We start from the raw sequence: 1,229 nt of genomic DNA, 5'->3' as shown, positions 1-1,229 counted from the left end.
TGCCGGAAACCCGCCCGCAGATTCGCATGCCGCGCCAGCAACCGCTCACCCGCACGCCGCAACGCCGCCCCATCCACCTCACCCGCCACATCGAACCGCACTTGTGAGGTGTACACATCCACCGACCCATCCGCCACCAGCGAATGGAACAGAAAACCCTCCTGCAACGGCTGCAGCGGAAGAATGTCCTCGACCTCTGCCTCACCGTCCTCCAGCAGTTCGATCTCGGCCTGGTCGAGGGGGACGAGGCTCAGGTCGGAGGGGGTCAGACCGCCGGCTCCGGGTGCGTCGGCGTGCCGGGCCAGACCCTCCAGGGCCCGGAACCACAGCTGCGCCAGTTCCCGCACCTCCGCCTCGGACAGCACCCCGTCCGCCCACGCCCAACTCGCATGCAACCGCGGCCCCTCGGCCACGTCATAGGTCACGGCATTGAGCTCCAGCGCATGCGCCAACGGCAGCCCCGCATCGGCACCGCCACCGACCATCCCGGCGCGGGCGCTCAACTCCCAAGCGCCATCGCCGCCGTTGGTGAACCGGCCCAGGTAGTTGAATCCCACCTCGGCCACTCCCCAAGTCGCGAGCTCGGCCCCGGCCGTGGGGTCGAGGTGACGCAGGACGCCGTAGCCGATGCCGTCGTCAGGGACGTCCCGCAGCTGCTCCTTGACCCGCTTCAGCACCCGCCCGGCAGCCGCACCACCGGCACACACCTCGTCCCAGGACTCCCCGCCCGCATCCAGCCGCACCGGATGAATCGACGTGAACCACCCCACCGTCCGCGACAGATCAACCCCCGGCTCCTCAACCCGGCCGTGACCCTCGAGATCCAGCAACACACCCGCGTCCGCGTCCGCCACCCGGCCCCGCCGCCGCTGCCACTCCCCCACCGCCAGCGCCAGACCCGACAACAACACATCGTTCACACCACCACGGAACAACGCCGGAACCCGCGTCAGCAGCGGCTCGATGTATTCCGTGGGGAGGGACAGGTCCAGCACCCGCCGGGTGGCCACCGTGTCCCTCGACGCATCCAGGGCCCGGGAACCCAGCGGCGGCGCGGGGTCGCCGGCGATGCGACGCCAGAGGTCCAACTGCGGGGTATAGGTGCCCTGTTCGGCGTGCTGGTGCAGACGCCGCGCCCAGCTGCGGAACGACAACGGCACCGGCTCCAGCTCACGGCCCTCCCAGGCCGCCCGCAGATCCTCCAGCAGAATCCGCCACGACACCCCGTC

1 protein-coding gene is annotated in these 1,229 nt (G+C 70.4%); it reads right to left on the bottom strand.

Going from position 1 to position 1,229, the window contains the following annotated elements:
* On the bottom strand, positions 1–1,229 hold a 1,229-nt coding region (locus ACZ7M7_RS45000), incomplete at both ends, for a condensation domain-containing protein (protein WP_472127656.1).

The organism is Streptomyces sp. NPDC111606, from assembly GCF_055656945.1.
Note: the sequence above shows the minus strand (reverse complement) of the source record. Positions and strands in the feature narration are given on the sequence as shown.